Here is a 22057-nt window from a genome sequence, read left to right on the forward strand (position 1 = left end):
CACAAAGCCCCCGCCGCGGCATACCCTGCGGCTCATGACGGACTCGCAGGCCCCGGCAAAGACCGGCACCAACCCGCTCGCCCCCGCCCCCGCGGGCGCCCGTACCGCCGCCGACGTGGTCACCCCCGAGCTGATCGCGCAGCTCACCAAGGGCGTGACCGGATCCGGCCGGACCGCCAACCACACGCCGTTCACCGGCGAGAAGCTGGCCGACCTGCCCGAGTCCACTCCGGAGGACGTACGGCAGGCCTTCGAGGCGGCCCGCACGGCCCAGTCCGTCTGGGCGCAGGTTCCGGTGCGGCAGCGCGCCGCCGTCCTGCTCCGCTTCCACGACCTGGTGCTGGAACGCCAGGCCGAGGTCCTCGACCTCATCCAGCTGGAGACCGGCAAGGCGCGGCTGCACGCCCACGAGGAAGTGCAGGCGGTGGCCGTCGCGGCCCGCCACTACGGCCGTAGGGCCCCCGCGTATCTACGGCCCAAGCGGCACGCCGGCGCCGTGCCCACGCTCACCCGCGTCACCGAACTGCGCCACCCGCGCGGTGTCGTGGGCCAGATCGCCCCCTGGAACTACCCCCTCGAACTCTCCGTCGGCGACGCGCTCCCCGCCTTCGTCGCGGGCAACGCGGTCGTCATGAAGCCGGACACGGAGACATGCCTGACCGCGCTGTGGGCCCGGGACCTGCTGATCGAGGCCGGACTGCCCGCCGACGTCTTCCAGGTCGTCCTCGGCGAGGGCCCCGTCGTCGGCCCGGAACTCGTCAAGCACGCCGACTACGTCTCCTTCACCGGCTCCACCCGCACCGGCCGCGAGGTCGCCCAGGGCGCCGCCGCCCGGCTGATCGGCGTCTCCCTCGAACTCGGCGGCAAGAACGCCATGCTGGTCCTCGAGGACGCCGACATCGACAAGGCGGCGGCGGGCGCGGTCCGCGCCTGCTTCTCCTCCGCCGGTCAACTGTGCATCTCCATCGAGCGGTTGTACGTCCATGAGTCGATCGCCGACGCCTTCCTGGAACGCTTCGCCACCCGCACCAAGGCGATGCGGCTCGGCACGTCCCTCGCCTACGGCGCCGACATGGGATCGCTGGTCGGCGAACGCCAGCTGGAGACCGTGACGCGGCACGTCGACGAGGCCGTGGAGAAGGGCGCGAAGGTCGTCGCGGGCGGCGTGGCCCGCCCCGACATCGGCCCGTACTTCTACGAGCCCACCATCCTCGACGGCGTCACGGAACCCATGTCGGTCTGCACGGAGGAGACCTTCGGCCCGGTCGTCTCCATCTACCGCTTCAAGACCGAGGACGAGGCCGTCGAACTCGTCAACTCCACGCCGTACGGCCTGAACTCCTCCGTCTGGACGAAGAACGGCACCCGCGGCCGCGCGGTCGCCGCCCGCCTCCGCACCGGCACCGTCAACGTCAACGAGGGCTACGCCCCCGCCTACGGCAGCGTCCAGTCCCCCATGGGCGGCATGAAGGACTCCGGCCTCGGCCGCCGCCACGGCTCCGAGGGCATCCTCAAGTACACGGAGGCCCAGACGGTGGCCCACCAGCGCCTGCTGCCGATGGCCCCGTCACTGGGAATGGACGACGAGAAATACGCCGCTTTCATGAGCCGCAGCCTGCGCCTGATGAAGGCATTCCGGTTCAGGTAAAAGTGCCCCGATAGGGGCGCGGGGAACTGCGCGAGAAACCACAGACGGCCCGCACGTGAAACTCAACGAGGAGACCCCGTGCCCCAGGACACCTACGACTACGACGTCATAGTCGTCGGCTCCGGCTTCGGCGGCTCAGTGACCGCCCTCCGCCTGACAGAAAAGGGCTACAGCGTCGGTGTCCTGGAAGCGGGCCGCCGCTTCACCCCCGAAACCCTCCCCAAGAACTCCTGGGACCTGAAGAACTACCTCTGGGCCCCCCGGCTCAGAATGTTCGGCCTCCAGCGCATCCACCTGCTCGGCAACGTCATGGTGCTGGCGGGCGCCGGCGTCGGCGGCGGCTCGCTCAACTACGCCAACACCCTCTACGTACCGCCGAAGCCGTTCTTCGAGGACCCCCAGTGGCGTGACATCACCGACTGGCAGGAGGAGTTGCGGCCGTACTACGACCAGGCCCAGCGCATGCTCGGCGTACGGCTCAACCCGACCATGACCCCGTCCGACGTACATCTGAAGGCGGCCGCCGAGCGGATGGGCGTCGGCGACACCTTCCATCTCGCACCGGTCGGCGTGTTCTTCGGGGACGGCAAGGACGCCGACGGGACCACGAAGGCCGCGCCCGGCGAGCAGGCCGGCGACCCGTACTTCGGCGGCGCCGGCCCCGTGCGCAGGGCCTGCAACGAGTGCGGCGAGTGCATGACCGGTTGCCGCCACGGCGCCAAGAACACCCTCAACGAGAACTACCTCTACCTCGCCGAGAAGGCGGGCGCGGTCGTGCACCCGATGACGACGGTCGTGTCGGTCACGGACGACTCGCAGGGCGGGTACGCGGTGGCCACGCTGCCGACCGACGACAAGAGGAAGGGCGAGGGCCGCACCTTCAAGGCCCGCCGCGTCGTCCTCGCCGCCGGTACCTACGGCACCCAGACCCTGCTGCACCGCATGAAAGCGACCGGTCAACTCCCCTACGTCTCGGGCCGGTTGGGCGAACTGACCCGCACCAACTCCGAGGCACTGGTCGGCGCGCAGACCGACAACCGGCGCTACCGCAAGGTCACCGGCGAGCGGAAGGCCGACTTCACCCGCGGGGTCGCCATCACGTCCTCGATCCACCCGGACGCCAACACACACATCGAGCCGGTCCGCTACGGCAAGGGCTCCAACTCGATGGGCGGCCTGTCGATCCTCCAGGTCCCCTACGTGGACGGCGGGTCCCGCGTCGCGGCCTGGCTGAAGAACTCCGTCCGGCACCCGCTCCTCGTCCTGCGCTCCCTCTCCAACCGCCGCTGGTCGGAGCGGACCATCATCGGCCTGGTGATGCAGTCGCTGGACAACTCCCTGACGACGTACCTGAAACCGGACGGCGTCGGCAAAGGCCTGCTGACCGCACGCCAGGGCCATGGCGCCCCCAACCCCAAGCAGATCAAGGCGGCTTCACAGGCGGCGTCGGCGATCGCGGAGTCGATCAACGGCTTCGCCGGCTCCAACGTCGGCGAGCTGATGGGCACCCCGCTGACCGCCCACTTCCTCGGCGGCTGCCCGATCGGCGACTCACCCGAGACCGGCGTGATCGACCCGTACCACCGCCTCTACGGCCACCCCGGCATCTCCGTCGTCGACGGCGCCGCGGTCTCCGCCAACCTGGGTGTGAACCCGTCCCTCACCATCACCGCCCAGGCCGAGCGGGCGATGTCGTTCTGGCCCAACAAGGGCGAGGAGGACCCGCGTCCCGCGCAGGGCGTGCCGTACGAGCGGCTGAAGCCGGTCGAGCCCAAGTCGCCGACGGTCCCGGCGGACGCGTTCGGCGCGCTGAAGCTGCCGTTTCTGGGGATACCGGCGGTACCGCCGAAGAAGTGACCGGTAACGACAAGACCGGTAACAACAAGAGTGACCGGTAACAACAAGAAGGACCTGCACCCCCCTCCGAGCGCAGGTCCTTCTTTGTCTTGCGGCAAGCTCCGGTTACCCGGTTACGCCTGCCTTCCGTCGGCGCATCGCGAAGACCGCGCCCGCACCGGCGACGATGGCCACGCCGCTGACCAGGCCGATGGCCGGCAGCGCGGAGCTTGCGCCGGTGTCGGCGAGGTTGCCGGTCGGCAGGTCGGAGATGTTGCCCTGCGGCTTCTTCCCCGGGCCCTTGCCGCCGTTGTCACCCGGCGTGGCGGTGCCCGGGTCCGGGTTGGCGGAGCCGGCCTTCAGGACCTCGAAGTCGGCCTGGTCCCAGCCCTGGGCGATGCAGTCCTGGCCGTCGACGTTGTCGAGGTAGGCACCGGAGCCGAAGGAGTAGGCGTCACCGGCGGGGGCCTTGGCGCCGATGCTGACGCGCAGATCCAGCGTCTGGCTGGCCTTCGACTTCAGCGTCTCGACGCCGAAGAAAAGGTCACCGGCCCACTCGGAGTCCCCGATCCGCTCCCAGGAGCCGGACTCGGGGTTCTTGAACTCCAGGTCGACGTGGGGGCTCAGATACTTCGACTCGTCGAGCTCGAAGTTCTCGACCTCGGCGTAGAAGCCGAGGTCCTCGACGTCCGTGTCGGACTCGTTGGTGACGATCAGCTTGAAGCCGTGGAAGCCGTCACCCGCGACGATCTTGCCGGGCAGGCCCTTGACGTCCGCGGACACCTTGGCGTCGGAGAACTCCTCGTCGACTTCCTCGCAGAACGGGACGTCCGGCGCCTCGCTCGGCTCGGCCGGCTCCGAGGGCTCGGGCCGGCCCGACTCGCTCGCGGAGGCGGAGGGCGTGGCACTTCCGGTCGGCGCGGAACTCGTCGGGGCGGCGCCGGCCGACGTGGTGCCCGTCGGCAGCGTGGTGGTGCTCGGTGTCGCCGTGGCCGTGTCGCTCGCCGTCCCGGAGGGCGTCTCGGTGACGGACTCGGTGGGAGTCGGGGAAGCCGACGACCCCTCCGCGAACGCGGCGGGCGCGGACAGCAGCGCGAACGGCGATATCGCAGCCGTCGCGGCCGCGACCGCCATGGCACGGCGAACCTTCATGCAGACCTCGAATAGTCCAGTTGCGCTGTGGGACACGTGTGTGGCCCTTGATACGCCTGGTTTGATCCGCGAACCCTGTGAAAGGTTGCACTCCGCTTCACAGAATTCTTATGTGGCCTGGGTCACTGGGTGGCCGTCCGGCTCGCGTCCGGGTCATGCAGAAGGGCCCCGCGGGCGTGAGCCGCGGGGCCCTTCTTTGGTCAGCACCGACGTCAGGGCAGCGCCGGTGCCTGGGGAGCGGCGCCGGGGGGTTGCGCCGCTTGCCTGGTCTCGACCTTTGGCAGAGGCTTGTTACGCATCGTGCTGGACGGGCGGGACCTCCGCAACCTTTTGACCCATCCTTGTACGTTTCCTTGGCCCTGTCCGGGGGGATCCTGGGGGTCTGTTTTTCCCGCCGGCCGGCCCCGGGCGTCCCCGGAGCCGGCCGTTCTCTGGGGCGACCGGGCTGCTGTCCCCTGCCGTCCGGTCACCAGCGAGCCACGCGTGGTTCTTCGGGCCCGCCCCTGGCTGGCACGGACATCGGGACCAACGAACCCTTTTGCGCGCCGGTCACGCGCCGTACGGGTGAGAGGAATGCGCACGTCTGTGCCGGGAACGCGGTTTCAGATCCTGCCGCGGCACAGCTCCAGCAGGGTCATCGCCAGCGAGGTGCCCGGCTTGCCCAGGGCCTCCCTGTAGTGGGCGAGGATCTCCATCTCGCGGGAGAGGTTCACGCGCCGGCCGCCGGAGGCGATCCGGGCCTCCTGAACGACGGCGGAGACCGCCATCCGTTCCTGGATCAGGCCGATGATCCGGTCGTCGAGTGCGTCGATGCGCTCACGGGCGCCGGTGATCGTCTCGGCGGCCTCGCGGGTGTGCGCGCCGGTCTTCTCCGCTGCGGTGGTGGTCATCTCGGGGCTCCTCCATAGGGCTGGGCAGGGTGCCCCGGATCGACACGACCCGGAAAACGTCAGGCGCCCCGGGCCTTGTCGGCCCGGGGCGCCTGGTGAGTCGCTTGTCAGTCTCTCAAGCAGCACGACCATGGCAGCCGGCGGGCCGGGTGCCATAGGTAAAGAGGAAGGTCGTGTGCGTGAGCATGGGGTCAGTATGACGTGGCCGTCTGTGACGGCAAACCCGGTTCGCATCCTGAGACGGCAGTCGGGCACCCGGGCGCCGTTAGAATCGGTGGCACAGCCCTTGTCAAGCCGCCGGAAGGCAACCCGTGTCATCAGCGACCCCTGCTGCCGCCGCCCCCGACACCGTCCTGGTCGTCGACTTCGGCGCGCAGTATGCCCAGCTCATCGCCCGTCGCGTCCGCGAGGCCCGGGTCTACAGCGAGATCGTGCCGAGCACCATGCCGGTGGCGGAGATGCTCGCCAAGAACCCGGCGGCGATCATCCTGTCCGGCGGCCCTTCGTCGGTGTACGCGGAGGGCGCCCCGCGCCTCGACCGCGAGATCTTCGAGTCCGGCGTCCCCGTCTTCGGCATGTGCTACGGCTTCCAGCTCATGGCGACGTCGCTCGGCGGCACGGTCGACAACACGGGGGCGCGCGAGTACGGCCGTACGGACCTGCATGTCAGCAAGTCCGGCTCCACCCTCTTCGAGGGCACGCCCGCCGAGCAGTCCGTGTGGATGTCGCACGGCGACGCCTGCTCCGCCGCCCCCGAGGGCTTCAGCGTGACGGCCTCCACGGACGTCGTCCCGGTCGCCGCCTTCGAGAACGACGAGAAGAAGCTGTACGGCGTCCAGTACCACCCGGAGGTCATGCACTCCACGCACGGCCAGCAGGTGCTGGAGCACTTCCTGTACCGGGGTGCCGGGCTGACCCCGAGTTGGACCACCGGCAATGTGATCGAGGAGCAGGTCGCCGCGATCCGTGAGCAGGTCGGCGACAAGCGCGCCATCTGCGGGCTGTCCGGCGGCGTGGACTCCGCCGTCGCCGCCGCCCTCGTACAGAAGGCCATCGGCTCCCAGCTGACCTGCGTGTACGTCGACCACGGTCTGATGCGCAAGGGCGAGACCGAGCAGGTCGAGAAGGACTTCGTGGCCGCGACCGGCGTACAGCTGAAGGTCGTGGACGCTCAGGAGCGGTTCCTGAAGGCGCTTGCCGGGGTGAGCGACCCGGAGGAGAAGCGGAAGATCATCGGGCGCGAGTTCATCCGGGTCTTCGAGCAGGCGCAGGCCGAGATCATCGCGGACGAGGGTCCGGCGGTGGAGTTCCTCGTGCAGGGCACCCTGTACCCGGACGTGGTCGAGTCCGGTGGTGGCACCGGAACCGCCAACATCAAGTCCCACCACAATGTGGGCGGGCTGCCGGAAGACCTCGAGTTCCAGCTGATCGAGCCGCTGCGCAAGCTGTTCAAGGACGAGGTCCGGATGGTCGGCCAGGAGCTGGGCCTGCCGGACGAGATCGTCCAGCGGCAGCCGTTCCCGGGTCCGGGTCTGGGCATCCGTATCGTCGGCGACGTGACGAAGGAGCGGCTCGACCTGCTGCGCGAGGCCGACGCCATCGCCCGTGAGGAGCTGACCGCGGCCGGCCTCGACCGTGACATCTGGCAGTGCCCGGTCGTCTTGCTCGCGGACGTCCGCAGCGTCGGCGTCCAGGGCGACGGCCGGACGTACGGCCATCCGATCGTCCTGCGCCCGGTCTCCAGCGAGGACGCGATGACGGCCGACTGGTCGCGACTGCCGTACGACGTGCTCGCGAAGATCTCGACGCGGATCACGAACGAGGTCGCGGACGTCAACCGGGTCGTGCTCGATGTGACGAGCAAGCCGCCGGGGACGATCGAGTGGGAGTGAGCCCTACGTGCGCTTGATCTTGCGCACGGGCTCTCCCGGCTTCCAGACCTCGACGACCAGGTACTTGTCGTCCTCGACGTAGGTCCGTACGACCTCCGTCAGCTCGGTGCGGAAGAGGTGGAACGGCTCCGGCGGTTCCACCTCTGCGCCGTATCCGGCCTTGGTCTCGGGGTCGGTGACCTCGATCGCCCGCCCGCTGACGCGCACATCGCCGCCGCCCATGGACTGCCCCTCCCCGGGGTTCGTCTGGAGCGCGAAACGCGGGTCGCGGCGCAGGTCGAGGGCCTTGCGGGAGTCCGGCATCATGCCGAGCCAGAGCTCGCCGTTCAGGAAGCGGACCTCCAGGCCGGTGGTGCGGGGAGAGCCGTCCTTGCGAAGGGTGGCGAGGATGTGGTGGGTGAAGGCGCCGAAGCGTTCCTCGACGCGTTTGGCGAGGTCGGGTTCCGCGGTGACGAAGGCCGCCCAGTTCTTTGTCATAAGGCGAGTGTGCCGCCGATACCCGACACCTTCTGTCCGGTTTCGATTGAACGCTGCTTCTTTACACATCACCCCTGTTCTCCTGCGCTGACCGACGGTAACTTCCGCCCCGTAAAGGAACCCAGTGCAGGAGGAACCTATGCACGGGCCCACACCGCCCACGCCGCTGCCCACCGATCGGCTGCAGTTCGCCATGCCGCCGATGCACGAGTCGGTCGACGACGAGCGCCGGCATCGCAAGGAGCGGCTCGCGGGCGCGCTGCGGATCTTCGGGCGGCTCGGCTTCGAGGACGGTGTCTCGGGGCACATCACCGCGCGCGACCCGGAGTACAGCAACTGCTTCTGGGTCAATCCGTTCGGGATGCCGTTCAAGCACGTCACCGTGAGCGACCTGGTGCTCGTCAACTCCGACGGGCAGGTGATCGAGGGCCGCTATCACGTCAACCAGGCCGCGTTCACCGTGCACGCGCAGGTGCACGCGGCCCGGCCCGACGTCGTCGCGGTCGCCCACTGCCACTCGGTGTACGGGCGGGCGCTGTCGGCCCTCGGTGATCTGCTGGACCCGATCACCCAGGAGAGCTGCGCCTTCTACGAGGACCACGCCCTCTACGACGCCTACACCGGGGTCGCCGTGGACGCCGAGGAGGGCCGCCGCATCGCCGGCGCGCTCGCCTCGCGCAAGGCGTTGATCCTGCGCAACCACGGGCTGCTGACGGTGGGGGACTCGGTCGACGCGGCGGCCTGGTGGTTCCTGTCGCTGGAGCGGTCCTGCAAGGTACAGCTGACGGCGAAGGCGGCCGGGCGGCCGTTCCTCATCGACCACAAGGCCGCGGTGGCCACGCGGGAGCAGCTGGGCGGGGATCTGGTGGCGTGGATCAACTATCAGCCGTTGTGGCAGGACGTCAGTCGCAGTGAGCCGGACTTGTTGTCGTAGGGCGGGGCGTAGGGCGTAGGGCCGGGGGGCGCGGGGCTTGTTGGGGGTGGCGGCGGCTCAAAAGCCTCGTAGCACCGCCGCCTTGGTCATCGCGAACTCCTCGTCCGTGAGGACGCCGTCGCGGTGCAGTTCGCCCAGTTCCCGCAGCCGGCGCAGGAGTACGTCGTGGTGGTCGGCCTGCGGCGGTACGGCGGCCGTCAGTTGGCGGCGGTCCGCGTAGTCGCTGCCGGTGCGGGTCGAGGGGTGCGGCAGTCGCGCGGTGACCGCGGTGGCGACCAGGGCCGTGAGCAGGTCGCGGCGGGCGCTGCCCCACAGGTCCAGGGCGAACGGGTCCTTCTCCGGCGGCAGTTTGGAGAACACCGTCTCGCGGGTCACGAAGCGCAGGAAGCCGTCCTCGTAGCCGGAGTTGGGCAGCCACTCGACCTGTTCGAGGTCGCCGATGTTGATGATCCGGGGGCCCGTCGCGCGTTTGACGCGGTCGGAGGTGTCGGACCAGTCGATCCGCACCTGCGTACCGTCGAAGGAGACCGTGCCGTCGGAGGAGCGGACCGAGACCGGGACCGGCGGGCCCGGCAGCAGATAGGTCTTGGCCGGGTCGCTCGGGATCTGGTCCAGGAGCAGCGCGCGGCGGATCTCCTCGGCCACGTACTCGGCGACTCCGGAGCGGTCGATGTCCACGACCAGCCGGTACGGGTCGGCCGCGTCGGGCAGCCGGCCGCCCGTCGCCTGGAGTAGAGGATCGGCGCCTTCTCTCAGGCGCATCCGGAGCCGGCCGCGCTTGCGTTCGGGCTCGAAGACGATGCCGGAGACGGCCTCCAGCGGCACGGCGACCTCTCCGTACGTCTGCCGGAACAGTGGCACGGAGCGGTGCAGGCCCGGCGTGATCCTGACCGTGCTGCCGTCGAAGGCCCAGGTCCCGTCGCGCTGGATGATCTCGGCCATAGGGAAATTCTCGCAGCAGGGTCAACACGGCGGGCCTCCCTTTCCCTCGCGTTGACCTGACCTGCCGGATGGGGGGTGGGTGTGGTAGGGCACAATTCGCTGTCGTCGTGGGGGATTCGTGGGTCGGGGGCCTTTTCGCCGGATTCGTGGGTTCGTTCGGGATCTGATGGCGTCTGAGGAGGATGCATGGCGGTGCAGGAGGCGAGACAGGGTGGGGGTGCTGACTCGGGCGGGCCGACGGGTGGGCACCGGGGTGGCTGCACCTGTGGTGACTGTCCGCACGGGGCCCGTGCGGGGCATCGGCGGGCCGTCGCCGAATTCCTGCTGAAGCGGGACGAGTTCGCGGCGGGGCAGGGGCTGCCCGCCGCCGTGGCCCATTCCGCATCGGCCTCCCGCCAGTGGGTGTCCGAGGAGTTGGCCCAGTCCGCCGAACTCGTCGCCGAACGCGGCCGTGCCGAGGGCGACGCCCGGCTCGTCCACCTGTGGTGGCGTACGTCCTGTGCGGTGGGGGCGCTGGCCCTGCTGCTGTTGCTCGGCCAGGCGCTCACCGCGATCGGCGCGGGCTGGACGAGTGCGCGGACCGCGGGGCTGCTCGCCGCGCTGGTCGTGGCCGGTGCGCTGACGGCGGCCTCGTGGTTCCACCGGGCGCGCGGCGGTGCGCTCGCGCCGGTCATCGGTGAGGACAACCGGCTGTCCACGTCGCGTGCGGTGGCCGGGGCGTGGGCTCTGTTCGTGGCGTACGCCGTGCTGGTGCTGGCCGGGCGTCTCGCGGTGGCCTCCGGGCACGAGGAGCGGGACGCGCTGATCGCCGGGCTCGAACTCGCCCGGGGTGCCGGGGTCGTGACCGTGCTCGCCGTGGTCTGCGGCATCGCGGTGCTGGTGCGGCGGGTCGTCGGGATGCGGGTGCTGGGACAGCGGCTGCAGAAGGTACGGGCGGACCGGCCACGGGCTGCCGATCTGCTGACGGACGACTCGGGGCGCGGGTCGTTCGCCGACCTTCAGTACGTCGTGATCAGCGCGGTCGCGTTGCTGTTCGCGGCGGTGCGGCTGGCGCGGCGGCCGGATCAGCTGCCTGATCTGCCGTGGGGGCTGGCGGTCGTGGTGCTGGTGTCGGCGGCGACATATGTGGCCGGGAAGTATGCGGAAGGGGGTCGGCCGGTGATCCTTTCGGTCGTGCGGTCCCGGGAGACCGGTGCTCTGGACGCGCCCATCCGCACCGGCGACGACATCGAGATCCGGGGGGCCGGATTCGTGCCGCCGGGGGCGCAGGGCGCGGACCGGTTGGCGCGGATGGTCGTCCGGATCGGCGCGGTCCATGTGCATGTGCCGCTGGTGCCGGTGACCGGCGGGTTCAGCAACCCCACGGACGCGGTGCTCACGGTGCCGGTGCCGGTGGATGTGGAGCCCGGGCGGCTGGACGTTCAGGTGGTGACGGCCGCGGGGGCCGAGACGAACCGGTACGCGATCGATGTGACGGAGTGACGCGGAAGCCGGACCAAGTCGGAAAAACAGGTCTGGACGAGGTTGAGCGGGGCAGCCTGTTCGTGCGTATCGTCATTTGAGGGGTCACGTCACAGCGGGCGAGAGGCGGCTACGAGCGATGACTCACGGCATTCGTACGGACACGCACTCCCCCTATCTCGACGGCGGACGCGACTGGCGGGACACCGCCACCCGTTACGCCCTGCTACCGCTCCGCGTCTTCCTCGGCGTCACCTTCATCTACGCGGGCCTGGACAAACTCACCGACAGCGCCTTCATGAAGGACTCCGGTTCCGGGTCCGTCGGCGATCTGATGCGTACGGTGCGTGACTCGTCGGCGATCCCGGCCCTGGTCGACCAGGCGCTGAAGAACCCCGTCGGCTTCGGCTACGCCATCGCCTTCGGCGAGCTGGCCGTCGGCATCGGGACACTGATCGGCCTGCTCACCCGCATCGCCGCACTGGGCGGTGCGCTCATCTCCCTCAGCCTGTGGCTGACCGTGAGCTGGGCCACCGAGCCCTACTACTACGGCAATGACCTCGCCTACCTGATGGCCTGGCTGCCTCTCGTCCTCGCGGGCGCGCCCATGCTGTCGCTGGACGCCGCGCTACGGGGGCGACGACGACAGCGGACGGGGGCATTTCGGTAACCCTCAGCCCGCCTGCGTGGGGTTGTGGCCCGGTGCCTGTGGCTGGGCCTCGGTCGGGCCAGGTGGTGCGCCGGTTCGGCGTCCGCGGCGGCGTATCCCCCGGGTCAGCCCACCCACCGTGGCGGCCAGGCAGAAGCCGACCACGACGAGCGGTATCACCGCGAACCACGGTGTCTCCCAGGCGCCGCCCGCGTCGCCGGCGTAGATGATGCCCACGAGGGTCAGGAAGGCGCCGGCGACCAGTCGGCCGGGCTGGACCTCATGACGTAGCACGGCTCACCTCCGCCTGTCCGACGCCGACCCGGAGATCGAGGTCGAGTGTGCCGGTGCTCTTGGTGCCCGGGGGCGGTGTGAGGGTCAGTTCCTGGTGTCGGCCCGGTTCCACGTCCACGTCCTGTTGCTCGTCGCCCGGCAGTTGGATGTCGCCCACGCCCACGTCGATGGTCACCTTCACGGTCACGTCCTCCGGCACGATCACCTTCAGCCGGCCCACGCCGACGTCGGCGCCTGTGTCGACCGTTCGGCCCTTGGCGAGGGGCACTGCGGTCAGGTCGAGCGTGCCGACGCCTGTGCCCAGCTCGTAGTGCTGCCGCACGTCCGCCACCGCGGTGGGGCGCCATGTCTCCTGAATCCACTGCGTGCTGATGTCCTTCGGTATCGCGGCCGCCGCGGCGAGCAGACTCGCCGTGATGACCGCGAGGAAGAACGAACCGGCTCCCGTGCGGCCCAGGAACGCGCTGACGGCTATGCCCAGGCCGAGGACGATGAGCGCGCAGGCGAGCCCGGTCTGGAGGCTCGTGCCGAGGGGGTGTTCGTCCCAGGTGAGGCGGGTGCCCAGGACGCCGGCGAGGAGGGCGAGCAGGGAGACCCAGCCGCCGATCCAGCGGGGGCCGCGCGGACGCGGTGCCTGGACGGGGGTGCGGCGGCGTATGTCGTCGGGGCTGTTGCCCCATGGGCCGAGGCCGATGTTGACGGCTGCCGCGATGTCGCGGGCGTGGGAGTCGCCCGGGCCCCAGAGATAGCCCGTCCCGCCCTCGTGCGTGCCGTCCTTGACGATGGGGTCGCGCCACCAGGACGGGTAGGCGGTGGGGACGGGCGGGGCCTGTGCCTCCGGCGGGGCGTCCGCGACGGCCTGGGCTGCCAGGGGGTCGGGGTCGGGGGTGCCGCGGTGCCGGGACCAGTAGGCGGCGCCCGCGAGGAGCAGGGAGAGGACCACGGCGAAGGTCAGTACCCCGCCGTTCTTCAGCAGGGTCAGGAACACCCCGCAGCCCACCAGCGCGAACAGCACGGCCGTCAGGGCCTGGCCGTCGACCCGGCCGGTCAGCAGCTTCCGCACCTCGTTCTGCTCCTCGTCCTCGTACGGGACGAAGAGCCAGGCGAAGCCGTAGAAGATCAGACCGAGGCCACCGGTCGCCGACAGCACCGCCAGGGTGATCCGGAAGATCACCGGATCCATGTCACACTGCCGCCCGAGCCCGGCACACACCCCGGCCAGCATCTTGTGCGACCGATCCCGCCGAAAGCGGTGAGGCGGACCGGGGACGTCGGCCGACTGGGCGGGTGCGTCGGTGGGTGGGCGGGGTGCGCTGGTCGGCGGGCCGGGTGGCTGCGTGCCCTCCTTCTCGTACGCGCGAGGCTCCTTTCCCTCGGTGCCGGGCGCGTCCGTGGCGTCCTGCCCGGTGCCCGGGGTGGGGCGTGGGCCGGAGCCGGGTCCCGGACCCGTCGCGGCGTGCTGGTGATCTGTCATGAGTCCATGGTGACGGGCGCAGTGCCTCGGCGGGAGTCGGAACGACCCTGGCCGGACCCTGATATCGGCCCTGAGCCGAGGGCGGGGAAGCGTTCGACGGAGACGGGTTTCGAAGATCAGGGGAGTCTCGGGGGTCGACCCTGATGCCTCGGCCGTCCGAGCGTGTGAACATCGATGGCATGCCGGAAGCCGCAACAGCGCCACTCGTGGAACCGCGGCCGCCGCGCAAGCTCTACCGCAGCAGTGACGGACGCTGGCTGGGTGGCGTGGCGCGGGGGCTCGCCGGGCATCTCGGGCTGCCTGTGATCTGGGTGCGGCTGGTCTTCGTCGGCCTGTTCATGGCGGACGGCCTCGGCGCTCTGCTCTACGCCGCGTTCTGGTTCTTCGTGCCACTCGGCGTCGGCGGCGTCGAAGCCCAGCGGCCCCCCTCCCTCGTCGGCACGGAAACCTCGCCCGACGGCCGCCGCAGACTCGTCGCCCGCAAGCCGGACAAGGGCCAGATCGTCGCTCTGCTCCTCATGGTCGTCGTGGCCATGGTCTTCGTCGGCAGTGTGAATCTGGGCAGCGGCGCCCAGGCGTATCTTGTGCCGGCCGTGCTCGTCGGCGCGGGCGTCGCCCTGGTCTGGCGCCAGGCGGACAACGCCCGCCGGGCCCGCTGGGTCGCGGCCGGCCGCCGCAAGCGCACGCTCAACCTGCTGCGGGCCGTGGGCGGCGTGCTGCTGGTCACCGCCGGCGTCTCCGGCATCTTCGTGCTGCAGGGCTCCGCCGCCCACCTCGGCTCGGTCCTGCAGGCCGCCCTCGCGGTCCTCGTCGGGATAACGCTCCTCGCCGGTCCCTACCTCGTGCGCATGACCCAGGACCTGTCCGAGGAGCGGCTGATGCGCATCCGCGCCCAGGAGCGCGCCGAAGTCGCCGCGCACGTCCACGACTCGGTGCTGCACACCCTGACCCTGATCCAGCGCAACGCGGAGAACGCGAGCGAGGTGCGCCGCCTCGCCCGGGCCCAGGAGCGCGACCTGCGCACCTGGCTCTACAAACCCGAGGGCACCGGCAAGGACGAGGCCGACGAACCCACCACCCTCGCCGACGCCGTGCGGCGCAACGCGGCCGAGGTCGAGGACAAGCACGGCGTCCCCATAGAGGTCGTCGTGGTCGGCGACTGCCCGCTCGACGAGAGAATCGCCGCACAAATGCAAGCCGCACGCGAGGCGATGGTGAACGCCGCCAAGTACGGTGGCGAGGGCGGCGCCGTCCAGGTCTTCGCCGAAGTGGAGGGGAAGACGGTCTTCGTGTCCGTCCGGGACCGCGGACCGGGATTCGATCTCGACTCGATACCCGCCGACCGTATGGGTGTCAGAGAATCGATCATCGGCCGCATGGAGCGCAACGGCGGTTCGGCCCGGCTGCGTGCCGTGCCGGACGGCGGCACTGAGGTCGAGCTGGAGATGGAGAGGGCGGAGAAGACGACATGAGCGACCCGACCGAGGCAAGCGGTACGGCGGGAGCGGCGGAGTCGGCCGAGTCCGCCCAGGCGGGCGGCGGCGAGCGCCGGGTCCGCGTGGTCCTCGTCGACGACCACCGCATGTTCCGTACCGGCGTACAGGCCGAGATCGGACAGACCGAGCAGACCGGCGTCGAAGTCGTCGGCGAGGCCGCGGACGTCGACCAGGCGGTCACGGTCATCACCGCGACCCGGCCCGAGGTCGTCCTCCTCGACGTGCACCTCCCGGGAGGCGGCGGGGTCGAAGTGCTGCGCCGGTGCGCCCCGTTGATGGCGGACACCGAGCAGCCCGTCCGCTTCCTCGCCCTGTCCGTCTCGGACGCGGCGGAGGACGTGATCGGCGTGATCCGGGGCGGCGCGCGAGGCTACGTGACCAAGACGATCACGGGCACGGACCTGGTCGCCTCCATCTTCCGTGTGCAGGAAGGCGACGCGGTGTTCTCGCCGAGGCTCGCCGGGTTCGTCCTGGACGCCTTCGCCTCGACGGACGCCCCTCCCGTGGACGAGGACCTCGACCGCCTCACCCAGCGCGAGCGCGAGGTGCTGCGTCTGATCGCCCGTGGCTATGCCTACAAGGAGATCGCCAAGCAGCTGTTCATCTCCGTGAAGACGGTCGAGTCCCATGTCTCCGCGGTGCTGAGGAAGCTCCAGCTGTCCAACCGGCATGAGCTGACCCGGTGGGCGACGGCACGGCGGCTGGTCTGATCACGGACGGGGGCGGTAGGAGAGAGTCGCGGTTCAGTGGTGGCCCGGCCGCGGCGCCGGGCCCAGTGCCCGCACGGCCCAGCGGTAGTGCCGTACGGCCTTGATCACGCCTATCAGACCCGTCAGCCACAGGATCGTGCCGATGCCCATGTCGAGGGCGACATCGCTGTAGCGCGTGCGGTCCGGTTCCGCACCGGCCGCCGAGGCGAGGGACGCCCACAGGCCGATCACGCAGAGCGCGACGGAGGAGAGCAGCCAGAAGAGGCTGAGGCCGGGGGAGCGGAGACCGGCGTCGGTCTCCGGGTCGCTGTCCAACTGCAGCCAGGCGTCGAGGAGTTGCCGTATGCGATGGTCGCGGCGGATGGCGTGGGCCAGGGTGATGACGGACGGGGACAGGGCCGCTAGGCCCAGCAGCGCGAAGACGGGGCCGAGGAGGAAGCCGAGCGGATCCCGCTCCTCCAGCTGCTGCAGCGGGATCACAAGGAGCGCCCAGCCGATGATCGCGGAGAGCGCCAGCAGCCACAGCAGCAGTACCCGGTGGACCCCGATGCTGCACCGGTGCAGCTCCTCCAGCGCCCGCCCCCGGTCCGCCAGCAGGGCCGCCCGGTCCGGCCACATCCTGCTGTGCGGCGGTGGGGGAGGCGGCGGCAGTGCGGAGCGCGGCATCGACACCTTCTCGGGGCACGGGACGTCGTACGAAGCGTTTCGCAGACGCTACCGTGCCGACGTGGGCATGCCACGCCCTGTGGTGTGCCGTCGGACACCTTCACGCCACCCGCGTCGCCCCCGCGAACGGCATCTCGTCGATGGGCGCCAGCCGTACCGGCGCCGAGGGGTTGGGGGCGTGGATCATCCGGCCGTTGCCGACGTAGAGGCCGACATGACTGATGCCGGAGTAGAAGAACACCAGGTCGCCCGGGAGGAGTTCGGCGCGGGAGACCCGGCGGCCGGCGTCGATCTGGGCGTAGGTCGTACGGGGCAGGGAGATGCCCGCGGAGCGGTACGCGGCCTGCATGAGGCCCGAGCAGTCGAAGGCGTCGGGGCCGGTCGCGCCCCACACATAGGGGCTGCCGAGCTTCTGGTAGGCGTACGAAACGGCGGAGGCCGCACGGGCGTTGGGCGCCGTCACGGGTCCCGTCAGGCCGTCCCGTGCGTCCGTACGTGAGGCCCGTCCGGCGTCCTCGAGCCGGGCCCGCTCCTCGGCCGTCAGCCGGGACAGCAGCCGCCGGGCCGCGTCCAGCTTGCCGGTGATCGTCTTCTTGTGCCGCTTCAGCTCGGCCTGCCGGGACTTCAGTGAGGTGAGCTCGATGTGCGCGGCGCCGCGCAGTCGCTCGATCTCGCGCAGCTGCTTGCGTACGCGGTCGACGGACGCGGCCTGACGGCTGCCCGCACGTTCGGCGAACTCGGCGCCCTGGAGGTATCCGTCCGGGTCGGCGGAGAGCGCGAGCTGGAGCGCGGGGTCGAGGCCGCCGTCGCGGTACTGGGCCGCCGCCATCGAACCCAGCGCGGCCCGCTCGGAGTTGAGGCCGTCCGTCTTGCGCGCCGCCTCGTCCCGCAGGTCCCGCAGGCGCCGCTCGGCCGCCTCCGACTTCTCCTTCGCGCCGTTGTATCTCTCGGTGGCGACCTCCGCCTCCTGGTACAGCCTGTCCACCTTCGCCTTGACCTGAGCGGGCGTCAGCTCCGGCTCCGCATGCCCGGTCCCGTCCAGACCGGTCGCGGTCGCGGCGCCCGCGAGGGCGATCGTGGCGGCCGTACGGGCCGAGGTGCCGCCGGTCGAACGCTGTCGGGGCTTGCGGTGCGCTGCCACGTGGACCTGCACGTCCTTTCGTCCGACCGCCGGTGCCGTGGGGGCCGCCGGCGGCTCTGCGTCCGGCGGCAGCCCGCACAGGGGGAGCGGACCGCCGCCGGACCTTTTCGGCGGGGTGATCGACTGCCGCCCCTGGCCCGGGCGGCGGTGGGGAGCCGGTCACCTGGGGGAGGACGCTAAACCCGGGTGTGTCGGACGGGTAACGCGTTGCGCGGAACTGACGCGAGCGGACCGCACGGTGACCGTAAGTGATCGTGATCCCGTTCCGGGGCCGTCGACTTCACGCAGTGTGGTGACCGAAGTGAGGATTCCGGGACCCCTGGGGGTGACGGGCTGCTATGGACCGCATATATGCAACCTCCGCGCCAAGCCGGTCCGGTGCATCGCTGAGGCAGGCCGGTGTCATGTGCCCAACCGCCTCTGATTAGGCTCCGGCGTCATGGACGTACTCATCCATCTCTTCGTCGGCCTGCACATCATCGGCATCGCCGCCCTGCTCGGCGGCTTCTTCACCCAGATGAAGGCGATGGGGCAGGGCACCGCCCGCTTCGTCCCCGCGATGCTGCACGGCGCGCTGACCATGCTGGTCACCGGCATGATCCTGGTCGGCCTCAACCAGGCCGACGACCAGTCCGTCAACAACATCAAGATCGGTGTGAAGCTGGCGCTGCTGGTCGTGATCCTCGGGCTCGTCTATGTGAAGCGCGACGACGAGAAGGTCGAGAAGCCGCTGTTCGGCCTGGTCGGCCTGCTGACCACGGCGAACGTCTTCATCGCGGTGCTGTGGACCTGACGTCCCGCAACGGGAAGACGCTCGCCCAGCCCCGGACGTCGTAGCGCGGCCGGGACGGGCGAACTCGGCGACGAGCAGGACGCCGCCCGTGCTTCTGTAGGTTCCGATTTCAATTGTCGTTCGGTGGCGACGTGACCTGGGGCTTCGGAGTGTGGTCCAGCCTTCTTGTCGGGGTTTCGTCCGGACTAACTGTCGGTTTCTGTCGGCTGCAACCAGTCGTGCACCTTGGGCAGTCTTGTCGGTAATGAGCTCACGTCTGCCCCGGCGCCAGGCCGAACAGCGCGGTCTGCGTCTGTGGCCCGTCGGCATCGTCTTGGTCCTTGCCTTCATCGCTGCGGTCCTGGTGGCCGCGGTTGTGTTCTACGCAGGTTGGGACCTGCTCGGCGTAACCGGGTTGAAGCCTGAGCCGCGCATTGACTCCAAGACGCTGTTCGATCTCGTCAAGCTTGCCTTCGGCGTGGTGGCTGGCGCGGGTGCCCTGGTAGCCCTGGTTGTGGCCTACCGTCGCCAGCGCGTCGATGAGGACGGCGCGTTCCGTGACGCCACCCGACTACATACCGAACGCTTCACCACTGCCGTTTCCCTACTCGGCGAAGAACCCGCGGCAGTCCGCCTCGGCGGCGTCCACGCACTGGCTGGACTCGCCGACGACGCCCCCAACCGTGAACTGCGACAGACCTGCATCGACGTCCTGTGCGCGTACCTCCGACTGCCCTACACCGCCGAAGCCGACCTGCCGGCGAACGACCCGAAAGCCCGCCACACTTACCTGGCTCTGCGGGAAGTCCGGCACACCGTCGTCAGGCTCCTTCGCGACCGCCTCCGTCTACCCCTCCACCATCACCACTCGTGGCAAGGTCACGACTTTGACTTCACTGGCGTCATCTTCGACGGTGGCGACTTCAGCGAGGCGGTCTTCTCCGGCGGTACGGTCGAGTTCACCGGGGCGGTGTTCTCCGGCGGTACGGTCGACTTCACCGGCGCGGTGTTCTCCGGCGGCGCAGTGGACTTCCATGGGGTGGTGTTCTCCGGCGGCACAGTCGACTTCAGCTTCGTGATGTTCTCCGGCAGCTCAGTCAGCTTCAGCAGGTCGACACTCTCCGGCGGCACAGTCGACTTCCACGGGTCGAGGTGCTCCGGCGGCGCGGTCCTCTTCGTCGGGTTGACTTTGTTCGGCGGCACGGTCGACTTCGATGGGGCGATGTTCTCTGGCAGCACGGTCCGCTTCAACAGTTCAACGTTCTCCGGCAGCACGGTCCGCTTCTACGGAGCGACATTCTCCGGAGGTACAGTCGACTTTGATGGATCGACATTCTCCAACGGCACGGTGCACTTCAACAATTCGACGTTTTCCGGCAGCACGGTTCACTTCGACGAAGCGACGTTCTCCGGCGGTGCAGTCGACTTCAGCGATGCCGGAGGGACTGCTCCAGCTAGCCTGCTTCCGGGACCAGGATTCCCCCTGCCAAATGGGCTCATCCTGCCCACGGCTTGGCAATCGCCGCCTCCCTAGTCGAGGCCACGGCGCGATCCCCATCAGTCCGGGCCAAGGCCAATCCACGTGTGCAGCACGTGACGTAGCCGACGACGGCACGGACGTCACCTAGGGCTTATAGCCTGTTTACTCAGCGGAGGCTGCTGATCGCGAGTGCAGGCAGGTTAGGCAAGTCCGGCTTGGCATGTCTTGGAAGGTGTTTCGGGTTGAAACATCTTCCGGAGCTCGGGGACTGGGGACGTCGGATAGGGATCACTCCGTGGCGAACTGCCACCGATGGTGGTGGTTCAGCGTTTGACCCGGTTACGGACAGCCAGGACGGCGAGCGTCAGAAGGACGGGCTCGGTCAGGCGTGAGGTCATCTCTATGTAAGTGCCAGAAGTAGTCAGGTCCTGGCCAGAGGAGCGGAACACCACCGAGTTGAGCGTGACGTACAGAGCCTTCTCGAAGCGCTTGCCGGTGAATCGGTTGCCGGTAGGGTCTTGCGGGTCGTCCTTGTTGATCTCGAAGGTGACCTTGCCTCCGCTGGCCGGGACGGTGCCGGTCGCTGTCTGGTTCGGGGTGTCCTTGGCGAGGCCGACGGCCATCAGCAAGACGATGGTGAGGAGCATGGCGGCGCCGAGCCAGGCCAGGGCCCGGGAGGCGCGCAGGCCGTAGCCGGACAGCGCCCAGTACGCGGTCAGCAGCCGCCGTTCACTGTGGGGGATGTCGTCGGCGTGGCGGCGCATCTCCATCTCCCCGTAGTAGAAGTCTGCGGCCCCGGGCTCGTGTTTGCCGTCCTCGAAGGCCTTGCGCAGCGCCCGGTACACCGGCGCGAGCTGCAATGGCCCGGTGCGCCCGGCGCCGAGGACCGCGATATTCCAGCCCTGCACTGCCCTCGGCTGGTTGGCACGCCAGTGGTGTTCCTCGGCCAGGACGCGGCGTTCGGCGAACCACATAGGCCACCATCGTCGCCAGTGCACGGCGGGTGGGGCTGTGTCGAACGTACAGGCGCCCTCCAGCCTCAATTGATCCAGGTGGACCGTGCCAGCGAACAGGCATCCTGACAGGTTGATGTCGGCGAGGACCAGGTGGGCTGCATCCACCCCACGCAGCGATGCCACCCGCACGCCGGGATCGGGCGCCCTCTCAAAAGGATCCTCGGCCAGCTGCCGACCGTCGGCGAGAACGAACGGATCCGGCTCCGCGGCGATCGTGAGGGGGTACTCGAACACCGCATGAGCAAAGTCCACCGTGGCGTAGCGCAGACGTACCTCTGCTGTCGATGACCAGCGTGTCCGACGACACTCCAGGCGATGGGCGGCAAACGCCAGGGTCACTGGGCCGCCGAACGTCGCCCTGGACAGCAGGACTCGCCCAGTGCAGATTAAAGGCCCTACGGTCACAGCTTCCTTGAAGGTTGCAGACTCGAACCAAGCGTCGCCTTTGAAGGTCGCCGACTCGAATCCGGCCTTGCCCTCGAACGTCGCGGAGTCGAAACCGGCGTTGCCCTTGAAGGTCGCCGACTCGAACCAGGCTTTTCCTTTGAAGGTCGCTGCTCCGAACACAACGCTGTTCTCGAAGGTCGCCGACTGGAACCTGGCGCTGCCCTCGAAGCCTGCCGACTCGAACCAGGCGATGTCCTTGAAGGCCGCCAACCCGAACCCGGCGACGCCCTTGAAGGTCGTCGACCTGAACCCGGCGTGGCCCTTGAAGGTCGCCGACTGGAACCAGACATCGTCCTCGAAAGTTGACAACTGGAACCAGGCACTGCCCTCAAAGGTCGCCAACCCGAACCCGGCAGTACCCTCGAACGTCGCCGACTCGAACCCGGCGCTGTCCTTGAAGGTTGTTGACTGGAACCCGGCGTGGCCCTTGAAGATGGCCGACTCGAACCAGGCGATGTCTTGAAAGGTAACCGACTCGAACCAGACGTCACCCTCGAAGACTGCCGACTCGAACTTGGCGACGCCCACGCGAGGGTGGCCAGTTACGGGGTCACGGAGGGCGTTGAGGAGGGCGCCGAGAAGGGATCCGGTGAACGAAGTGCCGCGGTGGTCGATGTCGGCGCCGGGGACCAGATCCGCAAGGTAGGCATCGCGGTCGAGATCGGCCAGGTGTGCGAGAC

The 22057-nt window shown here is 69.5% G+C and carries 19 protein-coding genes; 10 read left to right on the top strand and 9 right to left on the bottom strand.

Features of this window, described 5'->3' with window-relative positions:
* Positions 1–34 precede the first annotated feature (34 nt).
* Together KCH48_RS11880 and KCH48_RS11885 are read left to right on the top strand one after the other, a co-directional pair.
* Positions 35–1648, top strand: coding sequence for a succinic semialdehyde dehydrogenase (locus tag KCH48_RS11880; RefSeq protein ID WP_210572876.1), 1614 nt, complete (start codon positions 35–37; stop codon positions 1646–1648).
* Between the two features lie 78 nt (positions 1649–1726).
* On the top strand, positions 1727–3505 hold the full coding sequence (locus KCH48_RS11885) for a GMC oxidoreductase (RefSeq protein WP_210572878.1): 1779 nt from the start codon (positions 1727–1729) through the stop codon (positions 3503–3505).
* Between the two features lie 105 nt (positions 3506–3610).
* On the opposite strand, the gene KCH48_RS11890 is transcribed toward KCH48_RS11885, so the two are convergent.
* Positions 3611–4636, bottom strand: coding sequence for a cell wall protein (locus KCH48_RS11890; RefSeq protein ID WP_210572880.1), 1026 nt, complete (start codon positions 4634–4636; stop codon positions 3611–3613).
* Between the two features lie 602 nt (positions 4637–5238).
* Complete coding sequence (locus tag KCH48_RS11895; RefSeq protein WP_210572883.1) at positions 5239–5526, bottom strand: chorismate mutase; 288 nt, start codon at positions 5524–5526, stop codon at positions 5239–5241.
* Between the two features lie 311 nt (positions 5527–5837).
* Between KCH48_RS11895 and guaA the strand changes: the two genes are divergently transcribed.
* Complete coding sequence (gene guaA / locus KCH48_RS11900; RefSeq protein WP_210572884.1) at positions 5838–7418, top strand: glutamine-hydrolyzing GMP synthase; 1581 nt, start codon at positions 5838–5840, stop codon at positions 7416–7418.
* Between the two features lie 3 nt (positions 7419–7421).
* Here the strand turns inward: guaA and KCH48_RS11905 are convergent, their stop codons facing one another.
* On the bottom strand, positions 7422–7895 hold the full coding sequence (locus KCH48_RS11905) for a pyridoxamine 5'-phosphate oxidase family protein (RefSeq protein ID WP_210572886.1): 474 nt from the start codon (positions 7893–7895) through the stop codon (positions 7422–7424).
* A gap of 139 nt (positions 7896–8034) precedes the next feature.
* Here KCH48_RS11905 and KCH48_RS11910 point away from each other — a divergent pair, with 139 nt between their 5' ends.
* On the top strand, positions 8035–8829 hold the full coding sequence (locus KCH48_RS11910; RefSeq protein WP_210572888.1) for a class II aldolase/adducin family protein: 795 nt from the start codon (positions 8035–8037) through the stop codon (positions 8827–8829).
* Positions 8830–8886: 57 nt separating this feature from the next.
* Here KCH48_RS11910 and KCH48_RS11915 read toward each other — a convergent pair whose 3' ends face one another.
* Positions 8887–9771: a DUF4429 domain-containing protein gene (locus tag KCH48_RS11915; RefSeq protein WP_210572890.1), complete on the bottom strand. Its 885-nt coding sequence runs from the start codon at positions 9769–9771 to the stop codon at positions 8887–8889.
* A 186-nt stretch (positions 9772–9957) separates the two neighbouring features.
* Between KCH48_RS11915 and KCH48_RS11920 the strand changes: the two genes are divergently transcribed.
* Positions 9958–11253, top strand: coding sequence for a hypothetical protein (locus KCH48_RS11920; protein ID WP_210572892.1), 1296 nt, complete (start codon positions 9958–9960; stop codon positions 11251–11253).
* Between the two features lie 118 nt (positions 11254–11371).
* Complete coding sequence (locus KCH48_RS11925) at positions 11372–11902, top strand: DoxX family protein (protein WP_210572894.1); 531 nt, start codon at positions 11372–11374, stop codon at positions 11900–11902.
* 3 nt (positions 11903–11905) lie between these two features.
* On the opposite strand, the gene KCH48_RS11930 is transcribed toward KCH48_RS11925, so the two are convergent.
* Both KCH48_RS11930 and KCH48_RS11935 read right to left on the bottom strand, forming a co-directional pair.
* Positions 11906–12175: a hypothetical protein gene (locus tag KCH48_RS11930; protein ID WP_210572895.1), complete on the bottom strand. Its 270-nt coding sequence runs from the start codon at positions 12173–12175 to the stop codon at positions 11906–11908.
* The gene (locus tag KCH48_RS11935; protein WP_210572897.1) at positions 12162–13649 is read right to left on the bottom strand and encodes a PspC domain-containing protein; all 1488 of its coding nucleotides are present in this window, start codon (positions 13647–13649) and stop codon (positions 12162–12164) included. Before KCH48_RS11935 ends, KCH48_RS11930 begins: the two co-directional genes overlap by 14 nt.
* Before the next feature lie 179 nt (positions 13650–13828).
* Here KCH48_RS11935 and KCH48_RS11940 point away from each other — a divergent pair, with 179 nt between their 5' ends.
* The gene (locus KCH48_RS11940) at positions 13829–15121 is read left to right on the top strand and encodes an ATP-binding protein (protein ID WP_210572899.1); all 1293 of its coding nucleotides are present in this window, start codon (positions 13829–13831) and stop codon (positions 15119–15121) included.
* Positions 15118–15855: a response regulator transcription factor gene (locus tag KCH48_RS11945; RefSeq protein WP_210572901.1), complete on the top strand. Its 738-nt coding sequence runs from the start codon at positions 15118–15120 to the stop codon at positions 15853–15855. Before KCH48_RS11940 ends, KCH48_RS11945 begins: the two co-directional genes overlap by 4 nt.
* 33 nt (positions 15856–15888) lie before the next feature.
* Here the strand turns inward: KCH48_RS11945 and KCH48_RS11950 are convergent, their stop codons facing one another.
* Together KCH48_RS11950 and KCH48_RS11955 are read right to left on the bottom strand one after the other, a co-directional pair.
* Positions 15889–16521, bottom strand: coding sequence for a hypothetical protein (locus KCH48_RS11950; protein WP_210572903.1), 633 nt, complete (start codon positions 16519–16521; stop codon positions 15889–15891).
* Positions 16522–16621: 100 nt separating this feature from the next.
* Complete coding sequence (locus KCH48_RS11955; RefSeq protein ID WP_210572905.1) at positions 16622–17662, bottom strand: C40 family peptidase; 1041 nt, start codon at positions 17660–17662, stop codon at positions 16622–16624.
* A gap of 439 nt (positions 17663–18101) precedes the next feature.
* On the opposite strand from KCH48_RS11955, the gene KCH48_RS11960 reads away from it, so the two are divergent.
* Together KCH48_RS11960 and KCH48_RS11965 are read left to right on the top strand one after the other, a co-directional pair.
* Positions 18102–18455, top strand: a complete 354-nt coding sequence (locus KCH48_RS11960) for a hypothetical protein (RefSeq protein ID WP_210572906.1) — start codon at positions 18102–18104, stop codon at positions 18453–18455.
* A gap of 244 nt (positions 18456–18699) precedes the next feature.
* Entirely contained in the window at positions 18700–19968 is a 1269-nt protein-coding gene (locus tag KCH48_RS11965; RefSeq protein WP_210572908.1) for a pentapeptide repeat-containing protein, read from the top strand.
* Positions 19969–20237: 269 nt separating this feature from the next.
* Here the strand turns inward: KCH48_RS11965 and KCH48_RS11970 are convergent, their stop codons facing one another.
* Positions 20238–21905, bottom strand: coding sequence for a pentapeptide repeat-containing protein (locus tag KCH48_RS11970; RefSeq protein WP_307840864.1), 1668 nt, complete (start codon positions 21903–21905; stop codon positions 20238–20240).
* Between the last annotated feature and the right edge of the window lie 152 nt (positions 21906–22057).

It is taken from the genome of Streptomyces sp. GESEQ-4, assembly GCF_017948455.1.
Lineage (GTDB): Bacteria > Actinomycetota > Actinomycetes > Streptomycetales > Streptomycetaceae > Streptomyces.

What these genes read in the sequence shown, in the direction of transcription:
- KCH48_RS11880 (WP_210572876.1), top strand. Translation starts at nt 35, where the DNA reads ATGACGGACTCGCAGGCCCCGGCAAAGACCGGCACCAACCCGCTCGCC.
- KCH48_RS11890 (WP_210572880.1), bottom strand. Translation starts at nt 4,636, where the DNA reads ATGAAGGTTCGCCGTGCCATGGCGGTCGCGGCCGCGACGGCTGCGATA.
- KCH48_RS11895 (WP_210572883.1), bottom strand. Translation starts at nt 5,526, where the DNA reads ATGACCACCACCGCAGCGGAGAAGACCGGCGCGCACACCCGCGAGGCC.
- KCH48_RS11905 (WP_210572886.1), bottom strand. Translation starts at nt 7,895, where the DNA reads ATGACAAAGAACTGGGCGGCCTTCGTCACCGCGGAACCCGACCTCGCC.
- KCH48_RS11910 (WP_210572888.1), top strand. Translation starts at nt 8,035, where the DNA reads ATGCACGGGCCCACACCGCCCACGCCGCTGCCCACCGATCGGCTGCAG.
- KCH48_RS11915 (WP_210572890.1), bottom strand. Translation starts at nt 9,771, where the DNA reads ATGGCCGAGATCATCCAGCGCGACGGGACCTGGGCCTTCGACGGCAGC.
- KCH48_RS11920 (WP_210572892.1), top strand. Translation starts at nt 9,958, where the DNA reads ATGGCGGTGCAGGAGGCGAGACAGGGTGGGGGTGCTGACTCGGGCGGG.
- KCH48_RS11925 (WP_210572894.1), top strand. Translation starts at nt 11,372, where the DNA reads ATGACTCACGGCATTCGTACGGACACGCACTCCCCCTATCTCGACGGC.
- KCH48_RS11935 (WP_210572897.1), bottom strand. Translation starts at nt 13,649, where the DNA reads ATGACAGATCACCAGCACGCCGCGACGGGTCCGGGACCCGGCTCCGGC.
- KCH48_RS11940 (WP_210572899.1), top strand. Translation starts at nt 13,829, where the DNA reads ATGCCGGAAGCCGCAACAGCGCCACTCGTGGAACCGCGGCCGCCGCGC.
- KCH48_RS11945 (WP_210572901.1), top strand. Translation starts at nt 15,118, where the DNA reads ATGAGCGACCCGACCGAGGCAAGCGGTACGGCGGGAGCGGCGGAGTCG.
- KCH48_RS11950 (WP_210572903.1), bottom strand. Translation starts at nt 16,521, where the DNA reads ATGCCGCGCTCCGCACTGCCGCCGCCTCCCCCACCGCCGCACAGCAGG.
- KCH48_RS11960 (WP_210572906.1), top strand. Translation starts at nt 18,102, where the DNA reads ATGGACGTACTCATCCATCTCTTCGTCGGCCTGCACATCATCGGCATC.
- KCH48_RS11965 (WP_210572908.1), top strand. Translation starts at nt 18,700, where the DNA reads ATGAGCTCACGTCTGCCCCGGCGCCAGGCCGAACAGCGCGGTCTGCGT.